This is a genomic window from Pseudoalteromonas shioyasakiensis (assembly GCF_019134595.1).
GTDB lineage: Bacteria > Pseudomonadota > Gammaproteobacteria > Enterobacterales > Alteromonadaceae > Pseudoalteromonas > Pseudoalteromonas shioyasakiensis_A.
This window is the reverse complement of record NZ_CP077770.1, coordinates 443674-461313: the sequence shown is the minus strand read 5'-3', so window position 1 is coordinate 461313 and position 17640 is coordinate 443674. Positions and strand designations below refer to the sequence as shown.

Sequence of the window (17640 nt, the reverse complement as noted above, 5' to 3'; positions counted from 1 at the left end):
TTAAGACTAACCTTCGACCAGCTGTTTTAACCTGGCAATGACTGCTTGGTAGTTTTCGGCTTCAGTAATCGCACGTACTACGGCAACACTGCCAACACCCGTTTTCGCAACTTGCTCAGCACGAGATAAGTCAATTCCACCAATCGCGACCGTTGGATAATCGGCCATTAACGGCACAAATTTTTCGAGCTTTTCTAAGCCCTGAATTTGCCCAGTCATGTCTTTGGTGGTGGTTGGATAAATAGCACCAAACGCCATATAACTTGGTCTGTAATTATGTGCACGCAGCATCTCATAAAAGCCATGAGTCGAAACACCTAAGCGTAACCCCGCCTCTTTTATGGCAATTAAATTAGCGGTTTGTAAGTCTTCTTGCCCTAAATGCACACCATAAGCGCCGTGCTTAACCGCCAATTGCCAATAATCATTAATATACACCTGCGCATCGTACTTCTGCCCCAGCATAACCGCACTTGCAATCGACTCATTAAGTGCTGCATCGTCTGCATTTTTCATTCTTAATTGAACTGTTTTAACCCCTTCGGCTAAACACTTCTCTAACCAATCAACCGTATCTACAACGGCATATAGCCCAAGCTGTTTAGAGTCGCACTCGGTAAAACCTGCTGCCATGGTAAAATCAACCGGGCAATCAAAGTCGAGCTCATCACCTAGCCAACTTCCCGCCTCGATGACTTGTGGGTAATCTTCTAGATTTGTTGGAAAGCAAGTGTGTGCAACAGGTCCAATCCCTTCACCATATCGAACGGCTGCTTTTAATCCTTGGTTGATATAGGCTTTCGCTAAAATAAAGGCATCTTTGAGTGGATACTGTTTGGCTAAACACGCAGCAATCACAGAGGCCATACTGCATCCAGTACCGTGACTATGCGGAGTTTGAATTTTTTCGTTACCAAGCCAATATTCCTGCTCACCTTGCACGCAGTAATCAATGCAATAGCCACTTGGGTAATCCCAATGACCTCCTTTGATAACCACCGTTTTTGCACCAAAGCCGATTAACTTTTCTGCGGCTTCTTTCACTGCACTTGGACCAATCAAATAAACACCGGTTAATAGCTGCGTTTCGTGGGTGTTCGGTGTTACTACATCGACTAATGGCAATAAGCACTCTTTGATGGCACTAACGGTATCTTCTTCTGTTAGTAAATCACCACTTGAGGCAATGGCAACAGGATCATAAACAACTAAAGGCGGCTCTACCCAAGTTGCTTTGTAATGTTTTAAATGCTCACTAATAAGCTGTATTTGCTGCACATTAGCAAGCATACCAATTTTAATCACGTTGGCAGGTATATCACTGGCTAAGGCTAATAATTGCGACTCAATCACTTCTGTTGAAATCGGGTTAAGCGCTTCTACACCTAAACTATTTTGTGCCGTTAAAGCAGTAATAACCGTACAGCCGTGTACATTAAAACTTTGCATTGCCTTTATGTCGGCTTGAATTCCTGCACCGCCGCCCGAATCTGAGCCAGCTATGGTCCATACAACCTGATTCATGTTATTCCTCACATTTTTTATTCTTGATGCCAAAATGGCATTCCAAGCGTCGGCGTTGATGGGCTTGCTACGTCTTTTTCTGGCATCGCTTTAGCCAAATAGCTATATCGCCCCGCTTCAACCGCACTCTTAAACGCTTTACTCATCGTTACTGGGCAACCTGCACCTGCAATTGCCGAATTTAATAATACGGCATCATACCCTAATTCAAGCGCTTGGCAGGCATGAGATGGTAAACCTAAGCCCGCATCAACAATTAACGTATGGTTTGGCAAACGCTCACGGATCATTTTTAAGTTATAAGGATTCAGCAAGCCTTTACCCGTGCCAATCGGTGCGCCCCAAGGCATTAATACTTCGCAGCCTAAATCAGCGAGGCGCTGACACAGCACTAAATCATCTGTGCAATAAGGCAAAACTTTAAAGCCATCGGCCAATAAAATTTTAGTGGCTTCGAGCAATGCGATTGGATCTGGCTGTAAATTATATTCATCACCAATCAACTCTAACTTGATCCAATCAGTGGCAAATACTTCGCGGCACATTTGTGCCAAGGTCACTGCTTCTTTTACGCTATGGCAACCCGCCGTATTTGGCAGCACCTTTAACCCGGTGTTTTTTATCAATTGCCAAAAATCATCACCCGCAGCAACACTTTGCTGACGTCTTAATGAAACCGTGACAATTTCAGCCTGCGAGGCCACTATCGAATCCTGCATAATACTTGGCGAAGGGTACAGTGCTGAGCCAATCAGTAACCGACTCGTAAATTGCTCACCATAAACCGAAAAACTATCCATCTTAGCCTCCTTGAATTGGCGACAATAACTCAATGCTGTCGCCTTCGTTGAGGGTTTTAGCATCGCATTGGCTGCGCGGTACAAAGTCACCATTTACGGCAACAGCAAATGGGGGTCTTGCGCCAAACTGGCTCAACGCCTGAGTGAGCGATGTATTCTCGCTTACTGTAACTGACTGACCATTAATTAAAATATTCATTTTTATCCTTAAGCAATTAAGCTCACTGCATCATCAACCACTTTAGGCGCAAGTAGATAGCCATGACGGTACAAGCCATTAATACTGATCACTCGACCTTGCTTTGTGACTTTAGGACGGTTGTCTGCAAACGCAGGGCGAAGCCCCGATTGCAAGCTCTCGATACGCCCTTCAGCAAAGCCACTATGCACCGTATAAGCAGCAGATAATAACTCCAGCGCCGAGCGCACGGTGACTTTACCTGTGTCTTGCGATTCGATTTCAGTCGCACCAATCACAAATTGATGATTTGGCTTAGGAGCAATATAAATTGGGTAACGCGGATGCATCAGTCGTATCGGTCTGGTTAGGTTCACCTCTGGTGCATATAAACGTGCTACTTCCCCTCTTACTCCACGCAGTAAGGGTTCAGCCTGTTTAGCACCTAAGCCGCGGCAATCAAATACATAATCATAGCTTTGGCCATTCACTTGATGGGCGTTCAATTCAACTTTACAGCCAAAGTTAAATTGCACACCTTGCGAGGTAAGTTTTTTAAAACTAGCGCCATAAAATGCCTGATTATCGAGCTGCCCTTCACAAGGTAAATACACACCTTGATGAAACCGCCCAGCAAGTTCAGGCTCAAGATCAGCGATTTGAGTGCCAACCAATGTCTGTGCCTGATAGCTTTCAAGCGGTTTTAAGCGGCTCACAAAACTTTGTAAATCGCCCTTATCTTGCTGATGAGCAACCACTAAACTGCCTGTTTGTTGAAAATACACAGCGTCATCGAGTTCACTTAAAATTTGCTGCCAACGAGTGATGCTATTAAGCCCTTGTAGGGCTAAATCCTGTTCACACAAGACTGATTCAGCAAGGGGTGCCAACATCGCTGCAGCAACGCTACCGGCACTGCTGCTAGCATGTTCATCATCTTGCTCAAACACACTCAGCTGATGCTCTTTAGCAAGTGCTAATGCAGTTAAACGGCCAGTTAAACCAAAGCCCAGTATCGCTATCTTTAATGACATAAACTTTCTAGGCCCTAGGCTCTAGGCCCTAGGTAAAAACCCAGAGCCTATCGCTGATGCCTAGCTCCATCAATTAAACGGCTTTGTGGTAAATCTCTGAGCCTGTTTTTTTGAACTCGTCTGATTTCGCTTTCATTTCGGCTTCAACATCGACCATTTTGATTTCGATAGCATCACCTACGTTATTTGGATCTATGCCTCTTGCTTCAAGATCTTTGGCATAATCACGTACTTCTTGAGTGATTTTCATCGAGCAGAACTTAGGGCCACACATAGAGCAGAAATGTGCAATCTTGCCTGATTCTTGTGGCAGTGTTTCGTCATGATATTCGCGGGCGCGTTCTGGGTCTAAACCTAGGTTAAATTGGTCGTGCCAACGGAACTCAAAGCGCGCTTTTGATAATGCGTTGTCGCGCTCTTGCGCACCCGGGTGGCCTTTTGCCAAATCGGCTGCATGGGCAGCAATCTTGTAGGTGATTAAACCTTCTTTAACGTCTTCTTTGTTTGGTAAGCCTAAATGCTCTTTAGGGGTTACATAACAAAGCATGGCACAGCCGTACCAAGCAATTTGCGCAGCGCCAATACCTGATGTGAAGTGATCGTACCCCGGTGCAATATCCGTGGTTAATGGACCAAGAGTATAAAACGGTGCTTCCTCACAGTGTTTTAGCTGCTCTTCCATGTTCTCTTTGATCATATGCATTGGCACATGGCCAGGGCCTTCAATGAACACTTGCACATCATGTTTCCAAGCAAGTTTTGTCAGCTCACCTAAAGTACGTAATTCGCTGAACTGGGCTTCGTCATTAGCATCGGCAATAGAACCCGGGCGCAGACCATCACCTAATGAAAAACACACATCATACTGTTTTAAAATTTCACAAATTTCTTCAAAGTGCGTGTATAAGAAGTTTTCTTTATGGTGCGCTAAACACCATTTAGCCATGATTGAGCCACCACGCGAAACAATACCGGTAACACGCTTTGCTGTCATCGGCACGTAACGCAACAATACACCAGCGTGAATGGTAAAGTAATCAACACCCTGTTCTGCTTGTTCAATCAAGGTATCGCGGAAAATCTCCCACGTTAAGTCTTCAGCCACGCCGTTTACTTTTTCAAGCGCTTGGTAAATTGGTACGGTACCAATTGGCACTGGCGAGTTACGCACCACCCACTCACGGGTTTCGTGAATATAACGGCCCGTTGATAAGTCCATTACCGTGTCGGCGCCCCAACGAGTCGACCACACCATTTTTTCTACTTCTTCTTCAATTGATGATGTGACCGATGAATTACCAATATTCGCGTTCACCTTAACTAAGAAGTTTCGGCCAATGATCATCGGCTCAGTTTCTGGGTGGTTAATGTTGTTAGGAAGCACGGCGCGGCCACGGGCAATTTCATCACGCACAAATTCAGAGGTAATAAAATCAGGAATACTAGCGCCAAACGATTCGCCTTTGTGCTGGGCCGCAAGTAACTCTTCGCGAATTTTAGCGCGTCCCATGTTTTCACGGATCGCGACATATTCCATTTCAGGCGTCACGATACCTTGTCGCGCATAATGCATTTGGGTAACGTTTTTGCCTGCTTTTGCACGGCGGATCTTTGGTAGGTGTTCAAAGCGGATATGGTCTAACCCTTCATCTGCCATTCGCTGTTGAGAAAATTGCGAAGTCACTGAGTCTAAAATTTCAGTGTCGCCACGGCTTTCAATCCACTTTTCACGGTATTTCTCAAGACCCTTGCGCACATCAAGTTTAAAGTCGGGATCAGTGTATGGGCCCGAGGTATCGTAAACACGAATTGGCGCATTAGATTCAAATACTGGGTTTTCTTCTGTACCACCGATAAAGGTATCGCTTAGGGTGATTTCACGCATCCCTACTCGTACATTGTCTTGTGTGCCTTCTACATAAACTTTATGAGAATTAGGAAAGGGTTGACCCGTTAAGTTATAAATATAATCTGATGCAGCCGCACGAACTTCGCGGCGAGATGGTTTAGTTGTTGTATTTGACATGACTTACCTCATTGCTTTAAGGGTTGTCTTGTCAGATATTGCAAGTGCAATAGAGAGTGGCAAACGCCATTGGATCGTTAATAAGCTAAGTGCTTACTAGTGCAGCCTGTGCCGCTTATGCCCCATAAATTTGGCGCACAAGCGCCCAGTGAGGCAGCTTGTTCCCTACGCAGGTGTTAGCCTGATCAGGTTCACGGATCCCGCTTTCGCGATCTCAGCCTTATTAAAGGCACTCCGACAAGTATAAATTCGTTTCTTTTAAAACGCCCTGAGTGTACGCCAGTTAAAAAATTGCTGCAAGCTCAGCCACTTTAGTTTTTTGCAATGAAGGTAAAATGATGTTCACCTTGCAGAGTTAGTTTCTCGCCTCTTAGAGTTATTGCCGCACCTTCTTTTAGCGCAGACAATAATTGCTGCTCAAGCTCATTAACTTGCTCACCACAAGATTTACGTGTCATACCTAACTTATTTACTGTTAGCGTATCTTCGCTGAGCGCACCTTCACCAAAAAATTTATTACAGCCAGCAAAACCGTTAACTTGCATCGCTTCGATAAAGCGTATAGAGGCTTTTTGAGATACAGGAATAGCTAAGCCATTCACTTTTGATAATTGCCACTGTGTATATTTTAATTGCTCACTAGTGACAGTCCCTGTCGATGAGCAACCCATGCAAAATAATACTAAAAGAAGGGGCAAGGCTACTAACTTCATAATTTTTTACGATTCAAATTTCAATGTAGTAATAATAACAACATTTAACGCAATTAATCGTTAAAAAAACATGTTTTATCTGTAAAAAATTGTTCTAAGTTAGCTTTTTAAATAACAAGGCAGACTATTTGAATAAGTTATCGACTTCTTCTGGTAAAAAAGGACGACCTTTTTCATTTACCGACGTACCAATCACCAAAGCTTGCAGCATCACTTTATCGTCATGTTTGCGATACACTGTTTGCCTAAAAGCAAACTTTAAACGGCTGATACGCTCAGGCTCAACTGCAACGTAAAATTCATCGCCCGGCACTAGTGATGCCTTGTAATCCATTTCGCTACGTAGCACGACAAGGTTTACTTTTTCTCTTGCTAGCTTTGCAAAGTCGATACCTTGAGCATGTAAAAACTCATGGCGAGCATGCTCTAGGTAATTAAAATAAACACTGTTATTTACAATACCTTGTAAATCACACTCATAATCACGCACTTTAAAGTCGACTTTAAAGGTCATAGTCGTATTCCTAATCAATTTACGTATAATTGCCTGCGTTTATACCATAAAAATTGATTTTATAGCCATTTGGCTAGCTAGGTTGCTAGAATAGCAGTCCCGAAAATGGAGTTAAGAATCCGCATGAAACGACGTTTATCATTATTATCTGCTGCCATCCTGCCTTTATTCGCAGCATCTTCGATTGCTTACGCTGAAGACGGTGATCTAGAAACGATTGAAGTTACCGGTGATTTCAAAAGAGAAAGCATTCAAACCCTTAGTGCCAGCGCAAGCTTGTTTTCAGACCATGAAATCAATCAACGTGGTGCAAAGTTTTTAGATGAAATGCTTGCTAGTGCAGCGAATGTAAACTTTACCTCAGGCGCATCTCGTGGTCGTTTCGTGCAAATTCGTGGTGTTGGTTTACGCTCACAGTTTGTTGACCCTATTAACCCTTCGGTTGGCTTAGTGATCGACGGTATTAACTACTCTGGTTTAGGCGGCAGTTCGCTGTTATTTGATATCGACCAAGTTGAAATTTATCGCGGCCCACAAGGGACTCGCTTTGGTGCTGATGCCTTAGCTGGCATGATTCAAATGGAGTCTGCAACACCCACTCTTGACCCAAGTGTGAAAATACAATTAGGTGCGGGCAACTACAACAGCTATGAAGCAGGTATTGCCGCAGGTACGGGTATTACCGACGACACAGCAGTACGCGCCAGCATTTATCAACGTGAGTCTGATGGTTATGTAGAAAACCGTTATTTAGGCGAAGATACCCAACAACAAGATGAGCTCGTTTCTCGCTTTAAATTACACAGTCAATTAACCGAGCATCTGCGTACTGAACTGAATGTACATTACATCGATATAAATAACGGCTATGACGCCTTCACACTAGATAACAGCCGTTACAGTGTTGCTGATGAGCCAGGCCAAGACAACCAAGAAAGCATTGCGGTTGGCCTAGCAAATATTTATACCGGTTTTGATTTATTTGATATCAGCTTAAACCTATCTGGTATCGACAGCGAGCTGTTATACAGCTACGACGAAGACTGGGTGTGTAATGATGAAGCCCAACCTGAATTATGTGCCGCAGGCTTACATGAATGGGGCTATAGCTCAACAGATGCTTACTTTCGCGATCGTCAAGATCAAGCGGCAGAGCTGCAATTTAGCGGTAAGTCTGGTGAGTGGGTTGCCGGTATTTACTACCAAGGCCGCGAAGTTGACTTAGAACGCCAATACACTTGGCTGGCGCAACCATTTGCATCAACTTATGAAACCAGCAATATTGCAGCTTATGGCCAACTAGCAACACCTATTGGTCCAAAAACAACCTTAATCACAGGTTTACGTGTTGAGCAGTATCAAGGTGACTACATCGACAATAACGGTTTTATTGAAGAAACCGATGATGTCATGGTGGGCGGTAAGCTTGCACTTGAATACCAAGTCATTGATCGCACCATGATCTACACTAGCATTACTCGTGGCTATAAAGCTGGCGGTATTAACTCTGAAGCTTTAGCAAAAGCAAAAGACGAAGGCTTAAACCTAGATGCTGATTTCTTTGCTAATCACACCTCATTTGCCCCTGAATACCTGTGGAGCGGTGAGTTTGGTGTGAAAGGCAGCTCTTTGGACGATAAGTTTGTGTTACGTCTTGCCGCTTTCTACATGTACCGCGAAGATATGCAGTTAAAATCGTGGCAAGTTGAAGGTCAAAAATTCACAGGCTATATCGATAACGCCAGCTCTGGAGAAAACTACGGTTTAGAAATTGAAGGCAGCTTCCAAGCTACTGACAATTTGCTACTAACAGGTAGTGCAGGTTATCTACACACAGAAATCAACGATTTTGTTGCGCAATCAGGCCTAGATCAAGATGGCCGCGACCAAGCACAAGCTCCTAAATACCAATACGCATTCACAGCGCGTTATAACTTTACGCCAGCACTTTATGCATCAATTGGTGTGGAAGGCAAAGACGATTACTACTTCTCTGATAGCCATAACTCACAAGCACCAAGCACCAACTTAGTAAATGCTTCATTTGGTTATGAAAGTGATAATTGGAGCATTAATGCCTGGGCACGTAACTTATTTGACGAAGACGTACCAACTCGTGGTTTTGAGTTTGGTAACGATCCATTAGATGGTTACACCACTCATACGTACACACAGCTTGGCGAACCTATGGTTGCCGGTGTGACATTTATTTACGAGCTATAAGCAATTAGGTGCTAGGTTTTTTACCTAGCACCCAAACACCTAGAGCCTAGAGCCTAGAGCCAAAAAAGTTAAGCCCTTTCAACATCAAAGGCGAGTACGTCTTTAATCTTTTGCTTATTCGTTGCCAGCATAATGAGTCGATCAATGCCCAGTGCGACACCTGCACATTGTGGTAAGCCATGTTCTAGTGCAGCTATTAAACGTTCATCCATTGGCACTTGCTTTAAGCCATTTGCTTCACGGTACTGATTATCTTCACTAAAACGAGCTGCTTGCTCTTTGCTATTGGTCAGCTCATTAAAGCCGTTTGCCAGTTCCATATTTTTAAAATATAACTCAAAGCGCCCTGCTACTCGCTCATCGTGCTGACAAATTTGGGCAAGAGCTGCTTGCGATGCAGGAAAATGATAAACGAAACAAGGCTTCTCTTGGCCAATAGTTGGCTCAACCTTCATGCAAAATAATAGCTGTAACAAGGTATCGCGGTGCGTTTCATTCGCGGCAATATCGGCAAAGCCCTGCTCTGTTGCTAGTTGCTGCAATGAGCTGATATCAGCAGTTAAAGGGTCAACACCTAAGGCGTTCATAAAGGCTTGCTGATAAGTGAGTCGCTCTGCGCTTTCTACGCCAAGCACCAATTGCATAAGCTCATCCATTTCATCCATAAGCGCAAATTCATCAAAACCCGGACGATACCACTCAAGCATTGTAAATTCAGGATTATGATGACTACCCGCCTCTTCATTACGAAAGGCTTTGCATAGCTGGAAAATAGCCCCAGAGCCTGCAGCAAGTAAACGCTTCATGGCAAACTCAGGTGACGTTTGCAAATAAAGTGGTAAGCCACCAGCATGACCAGGACCAACAAACTCGGTACTAAATGTCGCTAAATGCACATCGGTTACACTGGCCGCACTTAAGCTTGGCGTTTCAACCTCCATAACATCCCGCGCATAAAAGAACTCGCGAATACGGCGGATGATAGCGGCACGGTGGCGTAAAGTTTCAATATCGGCGCTTGGTTGCCAAAGGACATTAGACATAAAGTGTTTCCCAAAAAAAATCCCAGCAGAAGCTGGGATTTTATAATAAATTCATACCAACTCGCTTAATTAAGTGGTCTATTTTGAGGCAATAAAACCTTGTTGAAAGCAAGGCAAAAAATTCGTTATTTAGTTGTTCTAAATCAGAAGTTTTTAACGCAGCTAGCGACAGGTTTTATCCCTCAAAATGATTAAGTATTATTGCGAATTGGTATTATTTAAGCCTGTTACTTAACACGGCTCACGTATTCGCCGCTACGTGTATCAACTTTGATCACTTCGCCGATTTGTACGAATAGAGGAACACGAACAACAGCACCTGTGCTTAATGTTGCTGGTTTACCGCCAGTACCCGCTGTATCACCTTTTAGACCTGGATCTGTTTCAGTGATTTCTAATTCAACGAAGTTTGGTGGAGTCACAGCGATTGGGCTACCGTTCCAAAGCGTGATAGTACAAACGTCATTTTCAACTAACCATTTTGCATTGTCGCCAAGTGCTTTTTCGTCAGCAGCGATTTGCTCAAATGTTTCGTTGTTCATGAAGTGCCAGAACTCACCGTCAGTGTATAGATACGCTAAATCTGTATCCATTACGTCTGCACCTTCAACTGATTCACCTGACTTGAATGTTTTTTCTAGTACTTTACCTGTGATAAGTTTACGAATACGAACACGGTTAAACGCCTGGCCTTTACCTGGTTTTACCATTTCATTTTCTAAGATGCTGCAAGGTTCGCCGTCTAACATAATTTTTAGGCCGCCCTTGAACTCATTGGTGCTATAATTCGCCATCGTTTCCTCTGTCTAAATAATTTCGAGTAATCTACGTGTCAATGATACAAAGAAATGAAGTAAATTTGCATAAAAACTGGCAAAAAGAATTGGCAAATGTTGTCACTTGTCCTGAACGCTTGCTAGAAATGCTAGGATTATCAAGCAAAGTAGACGAAAAAGACCTCAAAGCACGCAGTCTTTTTCCTGTCCGCGTGCCACTGCCTTTTATCAAAAAAATGCGTTATGGCGACATAAACGACCCTCTTTTGCTGCAAGTGATGCCAAGACACCAAGAGTTTTTAGCAAAAACAGGTTACGACAAAGATCCTCTAAAAGAGCAAGATAACAACCAACCTGGTTTGTTACACAAGTATCGCTCTCGGGTTTTAGTGATGTTTAAAACCGGCTGTGCTGTAAATTGCCGTTATTGTTTTAGACGCCATTTTCCTTATCAAGAAAACCAATTAAACAAACGCAGCTTGATTGACGCACTGGCTTACATAAAAGCAGACAGCAACATCAACGAAGTCATTTTAAGTGGTGGCGATCCATTGATGGCCAAAGACGATGCTGTTAGTTGGTTTATGGATGAGTTAGAGCAGCTTCCGCAAATTAAACGCATGCGTATTCACAGCCGCTTACCTGTTGTGATCCCAGCAAGAATTACCGATGAGCTATGTGCACGCTTTGCTGCATCGCCTTTAAAGGTGGTGTTTATAAATCATATCAATCACGCTAACGAAATTGATGATGACTTTAAAACGGCCATGCAAAAGTTAAAAGCTGCGGGGGTTACGTTATTAAATCAGGCGGTATTACTAAAAGATGTGAATGATTCTGTTGAGTCGCAAGTTGCGTTAAGTGAAGCTCTGTTTGAGGCAGATATACTTCCTTACTACTTACATCTACTCGATAAAGTTGAGGGTGCTAGCCATTTTGATATCGCTGAGAGTCAGGCACGGGAAATTGTAACGGCTATGCTGGCAGCATTGCCGGGGTTCTTAGTTCCTAAGCTGGTGCGCGAGATCGGCGGCGAAAAAAGTAAAACACCTATCGATCTCAATCTAGTTTAACAGTTAAACGTATACGTTTACGTTGTTACCTAGTGTCGCAGTTACCGACTTAGCAGGTGTTTGTGCAGCACTGGTGTTCATTGCTGCGCCTTCGATAAGTGCAAGTGCCGCAGCACCATCAGCCTTTTGCTGTTTTTTAGCAAGCGATGCGCTGTAAACTTCTGCGCTCTCACCACCGCCACTCATCGCTGGTAAGCTTGATCCTGATATATTCATAGTTCATTACCTGACTTTTTATGACAATCCACGTACTATATCGGCATTGCAGTCTAAAGCTTTAGGAAAAAAATGGATTCAATTATTGAACAACTCAATGCTAACCTAAAAATCGTTTATCGTCAGGCACTTGATGCTGATAAAAAATTAGATGATTTACAGCAGCAAGGCCATGGCAAATTCAAAGCCTTATTTGCAAAAGATGCTGGCTTTGATTTTGAAGCGAAACGCTTTAAACCTTACGTTCTCGATGTTGCTGCTGATGTAGAAAGCTTAAGCAACGACGGGATGGACGAAGAAAAACTGAAAAAAACCGTTATTAAACTGCAACAGTTACTACAACTGTTAGCGACGTTTAAGTAACGTAAAAGCCTCTATTTTATTTATTGTAAATAGAGGCTATCGCGCGAAATAAATTTCACGCCTACATCAAAGACATTTAATCTCACAAAGAGGATAAGAGACGCTTCGCTGAAGAAGCAATAAATTAAGATATCTTTTAGTTTACTCTTTTTCTTCTCGTTTACTTCTCTTTGTGCAAAAACATGTTGAACCACAGAGAACACAGAGGCGCTACGCGCTACACAGAGAAAACCAAATTATCACAAAGAGGATAAAAGACGCTGTGCTTAACATGAAGGGTCTTTTGATTTCCTAATTCTCTTCTCATTCACTTCTCGTTGTGCAAATATTTTCGCGCGAAATAAATTTCACGCCTACATCAATCGTAGGCGTCACGCTTGCTTGGCGCGTCTTGCACTCAGCACCAAACCGAAAATCATTAAAGAACCCACACACAACACCGTTCGGCTCGAAACTGACGGCTGAAATCTGATGGCTACTCCTTAAACATATTTGAACCACAGAGAACACAGAGGCGCTGCGCGCTACACAGAGAGAACCAAATTATCACAAAGAGAATTAGAGACGCTTCACTGAACATAAACACTATTTGAATCTCTCTTTTTTCCTCTGTGCTCTCTGTGTCCTCTGTGGTTGGAAAAAGATCTTTAATTCACAAAGAGGCTAAGAGGCGCTGCGCTTTAGAGGGAAACAAAAAAGTACTATCATCACTTCCTCATTCACATATCTTTATGCAAATATTTTCGCGCGAAATAAATTTCACGCCTACATGTGGGAGCAGCTTTAGCCGTTAATTGCTTTTCGGCGTTAAAACGCCTCCCACGTTGCAGGTCTTTTACAAGACCCACAAACAACACAATTCTGCTTAAAACTAACGGCTGACGGCTGACGGCTGACAGCTGACAGCTGACAGCTGACAGCTGACAGCTGACAGCTGACAGCTATCATTCACCCAAATTTAACGACGGCAATAACTCATCTTCAAACCAATCCGTGATTAAACGCTTGTCGTAGTAATAGGCTTCATCGCGCCCCATTTTCATGCGATCCATGAAGCCCATGTCTTTAAGCTTTACATCGTTTGCTTCACTTATCACTTTACCGTCTTTGTCGGTAATCGAATAATTTAGGTCGATACGCGGAAAATAAATTGGCTTAACGATACGTAGTTCATTCATGGTACCAAAACGCACATCACCCGCTAGGTCGAGCTCAGTCACTTCAACATTGAAGGTGTAGCCTTCAGGTAACTTTTCAGCAAGTTTATTAAAGTGTTTTTCAAAATTCTTTGCCACATTTTTATGAAATGAACCTTTCGGTGAGTTGTTACCAGGTTCTACATCGCGGTAATCGTTAAAGTCATGCCATTTAACTTTTGCCTCTCCTGCGTGAGCAAAAGCAGGTAGTGCAACAACGATTGCTAAGGCTATTTTTTTTACTGTATTCATCTGTTTCTCCACTTAACAGGTATAGCTAATGATTAAATTTTAGCTGCTGACAATTAACTATAGCTTAATATCTAAACACTTAGGTGTAACCAATATGGTGCAAAATGTAATCAAAAACAAGCGATTCATGTTTTTGCTTTATCGCCGTAAATCACAATTAATTCATGTAATTTAGGCCGAAATGTGATGAAATAAGGCTAATTCAACCAGGTATAGTTCATGGATATTTTATGACCATTTTAGTCACCGGCGGAGCCGGATACATCGGTTCTCACACCGTATTAGAGTTATTACAACAAGATACTGACGTTGTTGTACTCGATAACTTAAGCAATTCATCAAATGAGTCATTGGCTCGCGTAAAACAAATCACCGGTAAAGACGTCACGTTTTATCAAGGTGATATTTTAGATAGAGCTTGCTTAGACAAAATCTTCAGTGAGCACACGATTGATAGTGTTATTCACTTCGCAGGTTTAAAAGCGGTTGGTGAATCGGTTGTAAAACCTATCGAGTATTATCAAAACAACGTACAAGGTACACTGACTCTGGTTGATGCTATGCGTGATGCTGGCGTATTTAAGTTAGTATTTAGCTCATCAGCAACGGTATACGGTGACCCAGCAAGTTTGCCAATTCGCGAAGACTTCCCAGTTGGTGGCACGACTAACCCGTATGGCACATCAAAGCTTATGGTTGAAATGATGCTGCAAGATATCGCGAAATCAGATGAACGCTTTGCCTTTGTTATCTTACGTTACTTTAACCCTGTCGGCGCACATGAATCTGGTCTTATTGGTGAAGACCCAAATGGTATTCCTAACAACTTATTACCTTATATTTCGCAAGTCGCTGTGGGTAAGCTAGAAAAGCTAGGTGTATTTGGGGATGACTACGATACTGTAGATGGTACAGGTGTTCGTGACTATATCCATGTTGTCGATTTAGCATTAGGTCACTTAAAAGCACTGAACCGAATTGCAAGTGATACAGGTGCGCACGTATTTAACCTAGGCACAGGTAATGGTTATTCAGTACTGCAGATGGTTACCGCTTTTGAGAAAGCCAGCGGTCAAGCCGTACCTTACCAAATTTCGCCGCGTCGAGCGGGCGATATTGCAGCCTGCTACGCAGCTCCAGAAAAAGCGTTAAAAGAGCTTGGCTGGCAAGCAGAGCGTGGTATCGATGAGATGATGCAAGATACATGGCGCTGGCAAAGCAATAACCCGAACGGTTACAAATAGTCAAAATCATTATAAGGCCGATGTTCACACATCGGCTTTTTAATTTGATGAGGCTTTCTTAAGCTGCGCAATACCCCAGAAAAGTATCCCTGCCCCCGTGCACGATAAGAAAAAGAACAACCCTAAGCCGACAGGCGATCCCCAAAACAAAATACTGTATAAAACTTCCATCTCTATATCCTTTATTATTATTTGAATAGTCAGTTATATAAGTTTTAGGAATAGCTCGTCAAGTCGCACATCAGCGCATTGCTTGAATACTCTCAAGCGCTACAGCTAGCTGTGCTTTTAGTTTTTTATAGCGTACATAAACAGCCAGCACGATAATACCATTAATACCAAGCTGGATAAGCCATAGGCTGTATGTTTTAAACATAACCATATTAAACAAGGCAACGATTAACAAAGCACACCAAAGCACAACGCAGCCAATAAAACTCACATGCCAGTAATGAGCTTGGTGTTTCAGCTGATTCTCTTTAAAATTAAGCATTGCATTAACGTCTAGTGTTTCTGCCTGCCAAAGCTTTCGTCTTAAACGGTATGACCAAATCCCAAAACCTAAAGGGATAGGCACTAATAGCGCAAACATAATTGTTTCATAGGTATTTTTTGCCTCAAACAACATGGCGTAAATACAAAATACGGTTACCACAACACCTAAAAAAGAGTCGATTAACCCTTTTAGCTTTAACTTAGTTCGCGACTTTTGTGTTTGTGCTATTAACGCTGCACTATCCACTTTCGGCGTTGCTTGCACGAATGCCTGCTGCCATTTAGCTAATTGATCATCTGCTTCGAATTTATCCACTTTATTTACTCCATTAGGCTCGCAAGTTGTTGTCTTGCCCTACTTACACGTTTAGCCACCGCATCTTCAGACAGTCCCAGTGTTTGAGCTATCTCACTTTGATTAAACCCTTCAAGCTGTAAAGCAAGCACCTGCCGATATTTCAGCGTTAATTTACGAAGGGCAGCCATTAAATCTAAACTGTCGTCTGGTGATTTATGCGCACTTAATGCTTGGGTGTAATCAATACTTTCAGAGCTTGCCACCTCTTTGCGGTTTTGCTCTTTTATCACATGATCAACCGCTTTATTGTGAGCTATTCGGGCAATATAGGTTTTTATGCTGGCATCGCCACGAAAGGCAACATCGGGTGATGAGTCATTACTTTCAAAAGCGCGCCAAACAGCCAACGACATCTCTTGAATTAGCTCATCTTGTAGCGCTTGATTGATCTCGTAAGTTGCAGCAACACGCGCCAACAGCGGCGCGTATTCATTCAGCAATGTGTTTATTTGAACATCAGCTTTCACTGTACTTCCATGTTTTTATTATTATTTGAACAAACGATTATAGGCACAAAAGTAGGTACATGCTAATACCGGCCCTACCAACAACATAGGTAAAAGGCTATAAGGGGCAGTAAAGGTAACAAGCATATTAATCAAACAAAGCATGCTTAATGGTTTAATCACCTTTAGTGCCGTTGTAATGCCTTCTTTAACAGCTGCACTAAGCGAAGCATTGTTTAAAAGTAACAGAGGTACCACAAACATAAGCAGCATATTTATAGGAACAATTGACACAAACATGACCCCTACGCGCCAGCGCTCAACATCAACAAACTGACCTGACAATAAAGCCGATAACTGCTCACTACCTATCAAAGCACTCCCTACTGCAAATTGCACCAGCGCCAGTAAAATACCAACAACTGACCACACGGCAACTCGCCCCCACTTAGCCCATGTTGCATTGTGCTTAAATGAAAAGCCTTGCTGATTATTCAGGTTAAATAACAAAGGCCACACCGTTGCCATTAACATAGGCGCTAACCACTTTGATACGGTTAAACCTGCAGGTGCAGGTAATAGCTGCACTAAACCAGGCACAATAGCGAACAGCGTCATAAGTAAAAAAAGTTTAAACGGTGCTTTTTTAAATAGCCCCCACCCTTCTTTTAACCAAAGAGCAGCATCACTAAATGGTGCATTTGTTGAATCAAGTTTTAGCGTATTCACAGTTGATGTTGTAGTCGTCATGAGTTTGTCCTTTTCGTAAAAATAGATACATAAGACACTGCCTATTGCTACCACCAAATAGAACAACTTCGTGTCATTTGCAGCTATAGACGAGACAAACACAGAAAACCTGACAAAATATTTTTAAAAAATTAAAAACAATTTTATTTAATTGAATTTTAAGGATAAAAAAGAGGTGGAACAATAGTGGAACGCAGCTCTTTAAGATAGATTTAAGCTTTTGATTTTTGGGTTTTTACACTAAGAAAATGGTGGCCCCTCCCAGACTTGAACTGGGGACCTAACGATTATGAGTCGTGTGCTCTAACCAACTGAGCTAAGGGGCCATTGTATTAGCGAAAGCTAAATTTTTTTGATGCGTTTAGCAGGTTTAACTGACTAAAGCGGGATGCAGTATAAAAAGTTTTTGTAACCTT

18 protein-coding genes, 1 tRNA gene and 1 riboswitch are annotated in these 17640 nt (G+C 42.6%); of the genes, 4 read left to right on the top strand and 15 right to left on the bottom strand.

The window, feature by feature from the left end; all coding sequences use genetic code 11:
* Positions 1-6: 6 nt before the first annotated feature.
* The 7 genes from thiE to KQP93_RS02140 form a co-directional block, all read right to left on the bottom strand.
* Positions 7-1524 carry a thiamine phosphate synthase gene (gene thiE, locus KQP93_RS02170; RefSeq protein WP_217875658.1) on the bottom strand — a complete coding sequence of 506 codons (1518 nt, stop codon included), beginning with the start codon at positions 1522-1524 and terminating at the stop codon, positions 7-9.
* Between the two features lie 17 nt (positions 1525-1541).
* Positions 1542-2324: a thiazole synthase gene (locus KQP93_RS02165; protein ID WP_217875657.1), complete on the bottom strand. Its 783-nt coding sequence runs from the start codon at positions 2322-2324 to the stop codon at positions 1542-1544.
* A 1-nt stretch (position 2325) separates the two neighbouring features.
* Positions 2326-2523 (bottom strand): sulfur carrier protein ThiS, encoded by a 198-nt coding sequence (gene thiS, locus KQP93_RS02160; RefSeq protein ID WP_058585948.1) that lies wholly within the window; start codon positions 2521-2523, stop codon positions 2326-2328.
* An 8-nt stretch (positions 2524-2531) separates the two neighbouring features.
* Positions 2532-3536: an FAD-dependent oxidoreductase gene (locus KQP93_RS02155; protein ID WP_217875656.1), complete on the bottom strand. Its 1005-nt coding sequence runs from the start codon at positions 3534-3536 to the stop codon at positions 2532-2534.
* A 73-nt stretch (positions 3537-3609) separates the two neighbouring features.
* Positions 3610-5562 (bottom strand): phosphomethylpyrimidine synthase ThiC, encoded by a 1953-nt coding sequence (gene thiC, locus KQP93_RS02150; RefSeq protein ID WP_254907704.1) that lies wholly within the window; start codon positions 5560-5562, stop codon positions 3610-3612.
* Positions 5563-5707: 145 nt separating this feature from the next.
* A riboswitch (TPP riboswitch) is annotated at positions 5708-5809 on the bottom strand.
* A 64-nt stretch (positions 5810-5873) separates the two neighbouring features.
* Positions 5874-6275, bottom strand: coding sequence for an META domain-containing protein (locus KQP93_RS02145; protein WP_217875655.1), 402 nt, complete (start codon positions 6273-6275; stop codon positions 5874-5876).
* Between the two features lie 124 nt (positions 6276-6399).
* Complete coding sequence (locus KQP93_RS02140) at positions 6400-6789, bottom strand: acyl-CoA thioesterase (RefSeq protein ID WP_054561129.1); 390 nt, start codon at positions 6787-6789, stop codon at positions 6400-6402.
* Positions 6790-6912: 123 nt separating this feature from the next.
* On the opposite strand from KQP93_RS02140, the gene KQP93_RS02135 reads away from it, so the two are divergent.
* Entirely contained in the window at positions 6913-9012 is a 2100-nt protein-coding gene (locus KQP93_RS02135) for a TonB-dependent receptor (RefSeq protein WP_217875654.1), read from the top strand.
* A gap of 68 nt (positions 9013-9080) precedes the next feature.
* Here the strand turns inward: KQP93_RS02135 and epmA are convergent, their stop codons facing one another.
* Both epmA and efp read right to left on the bottom strand, forming a co-directional pair.
* Positions 9081-10055 carry an elongation factor P--(R)-beta-lysine ligase gene (gene epmA / locus KQP93_RS02130; RefSeq protein WP_217875653.1) on the bottom strand — a complete coding sequence of 325 codons (975 nt, stop codon included), beginning with the start codon at positions 10053-10055 and terminating at the stop codon, positions 9081-9083.
* A gap of 227 nt (positions 10056-10282) precedes the next feature.
* Positions 10283-10849 (bottom strand): elongation factor P, encoded by a 567-nt coding sequence (efp, locus tag KQP93_RS02125; protein WP_054554126.1) that lies wholly within the window; start codon positions 10847-10849, stop codon positions 10283-10285.
* 41 nt (positions 10850-10890) lie between these two features.
* Between efp and epmB the strand changes: the two genes are divergently transcribed.
* Positions 10891-11904, top strand: a complete 1014-nt coding sequence (epmB, locus tag KQP93_RS02120; RefSeq protein WP_217875652.1) for an EF-P beta-lysylation protein EpmB — start codon at positions 10891-10893, stop codon at positions 11902-11904.
* A 3-nt stretch (positions 11905-11907) separates the two neighbouring features.
* Here the strand turns inward: epmB and KQP93_RS02115 are convergent, their stop codons facing one another.
* Positions 11908-12120 carry a hypothetical protein gene (locus KQP93_RS02115; protein ID WP_054554124.1) on the bottom strand — a complete coding sequence of 71 codons (213 nt, stop codon included), beginning with the start codon at positions 12118-12120 and terminating at the stop codon, positions 11908-11910.
* 72 nt (positions 12121-12192) lie between these two features.
* Here KQP93_RS02115 and KQP93_RS02110 point away from each other — a divergent pair, with 72 nt between their 5' ends.
* On the top strand, positions 12193-12483 hold the full coding sequence (locus tag KQP93_RS02110) for a hypothetical protein (protein WP_054554123.1): 291 nt from the start codon (positions 12193-12195) through the stop codon (positions 12481-12483).
* 944 nt (positions 12484-13427) lie between these two features.
* Here the strand turns inward: KQP93_RS02110 and KQP93_RS02105 are convergent.
* Positions 13428-13931: a DUF3016 domain-containing protein gene (locus tag KQP93_RS02105; protein ID WP_217875651.1), complete on the bottom strand. Its 504-nt coding sequence runs from the start codon at positions 13929-13931 to the stop codon at positions 13428-13430.
* Positions 13932-14161: 230 nt separating this feature from the next.
* Between KQP93_RS02105 and galE the strand changes: the two genes are divergently transcribed.
* Positions 14162-15175: a UDP-glucose 4-epimerase GalE gene (gene galE, locus KQP93_RS02100; protein WP_217875650.1), complete on the top strand. Its 1014-nt coding sequence runs from the start codon at positions 14162-14164 to the stop codon at positions 15173-15175.
* Between the two features lie 241 nt (positions 15176-15416).
* On the opposite strand, the gene KQP93_RS02095 is transcribed toward galE, so the two are convergent.
* From KQP93_RS02095 to KQP93_RS02080, 4 genes are all read right to left on the bottom strand, one after another.
* The gene (locus KQP93_RS02095; protein WP_217875649.1) at positions 15417-15986 is read right to left on the bottom strand and encodes a hypothetical protein; all 570 of its coding nucleotides are present in this window, start codon (positions 15984-15986) and stop codon (positions 15417-15419) included.
* Positions 15987-15991: 5 nt separating this feature from the next.
* Positions 15992-16495 carry an RNA polymerase sigma factor gene (locus KQP93_RS02090; protein ID WP_058585954.1) on the bottom strand — a complete coding sequence of 168 codons (504 nt, stop codon included), beginning with the start codon at positions 16493-16495 and terminating at the stop codon, positions 15992-15994.
* Between the two features lie 21 nt (positions 16496-16516).
* Complete coding sequence (locus KQP93_RS02085) at positions 16517-17224, bottom strand: hypothetical protein (RefSeq protein WP_217875648.1); 708 nt, start codon at positions 17222-17224, stop codon at positions 16517-16519.
* A 249-nt stretch (positions 17225-17473) separates the two neighbouring features.
* Positions 17474-17550 (bottom strand) — tRNA-Ile (locus KQP93_RS02080).
* Positions 17551-17640 lie beyond the last annotated feature (90 nt).

Coding starts and splice junctions, on each gene's coding strand:
- KQP93_RS02145 (WP_217875655.1), bottom strand. CDS start 6,275: ATGAAGTTAGTAGCCTTGCCCCTTCTTTTAGTATTATTTTGCATGGGT.
- KQP93_RS02115 (WP_054554124.1), bottom strand. CDS start 12,120: ATGAATATATCAGGATCAAGCTTACCAGCGATGAGTGGCGGTGGTGAG.
- epmA (WP_217875653.1), bottom strand. CDS start 10,055: ATGTCTAATGTCCTTTGGCAACCAAGCGCCGATATTGAAACTTTACGC.
- KQP93_RS02155 (WP_217875656.1), bottom strand. CDS start 3,536: ATGTCATTAAAGATAGCGATACTGGGCTTTGGTTTAACTGGCCGTTTA.
- KQP93_RS02085 (WP_217875648.1), bottom strand. CDS start 17,224: ATGACGACTACAACATCAACTGTGAATACGCTAAAACTTGATTCAACA.
- efp (WP_054554126.1), bottom strand. CDS start 10,849: ATGGCGAATTATAGCACCAATGAGTTCAAGGGCGGCCTAAAAATTATG.
- KQP93_RS02165 (WP_217875657.1), bottom strand. CDS start 2,324: ATGGATAGTTTTTCGGTTTATGGTGAGCAATTTACGAGTCGGTTACTG.
- epmB (WP_217875652.1), top strand. CDS start 10,891: ATGATACAAAGAAATGAAGTAAATTTGCATAAAAACTGGCAAAAAGAA.
- KQP93_RS02110 (WP_054554123.1), top strand. CDS start 12,193: ATGGATTCAATTATTGAACAACTCAATGCTAACCTAAAAATCGTTTAT.
- thiE (WP_217875658.1), bottom strand. CDS start 1,524: ATGAATCAGGTTGTATGGACCATAGCTGGCTCAGATTCGGGCGGCGGT.
- thiS (WP_058585948.1), bottom strand. CDS start 2,523: ATGAATATTTTAATTAATGGTCAGTCAGTTACAGTAAGCGAGAATACA.
- KQP93_RS02105 (WP_217875651.1), bottom strand. CDS start 13,931: ATGAATACAGTAAAAAAAATAGCCTTAGCAATCGTTGTTGCACTACCT.
- galE (WP_217875650.1), top strand. CDS start 14,162: ATGACCATTTTAGTCACCGGCGGAGCCGGATACATCGGTTCTCACACC.
- thiC (WP_254907704.1), bottom strand. CDS start 5,562: ATGTCAAATACAACAACTAAACCATCTCGCCGCGAAGTTCGTGCGGCT.
- KQP93_RS02140 (WP_054561129.1), bottom strand. CDS start 6,789: ATGACCTTTAAAGTCGACTTTAAAGTGCGTGATTATGAGTGTGATTTA.
- KQP93_RS02135 (WP_217875654.1), top strand. CDS start 6,913: ATGAAACGACGTTTATCATTATTATCTGCTGCCATCCTGCCTTTATTC.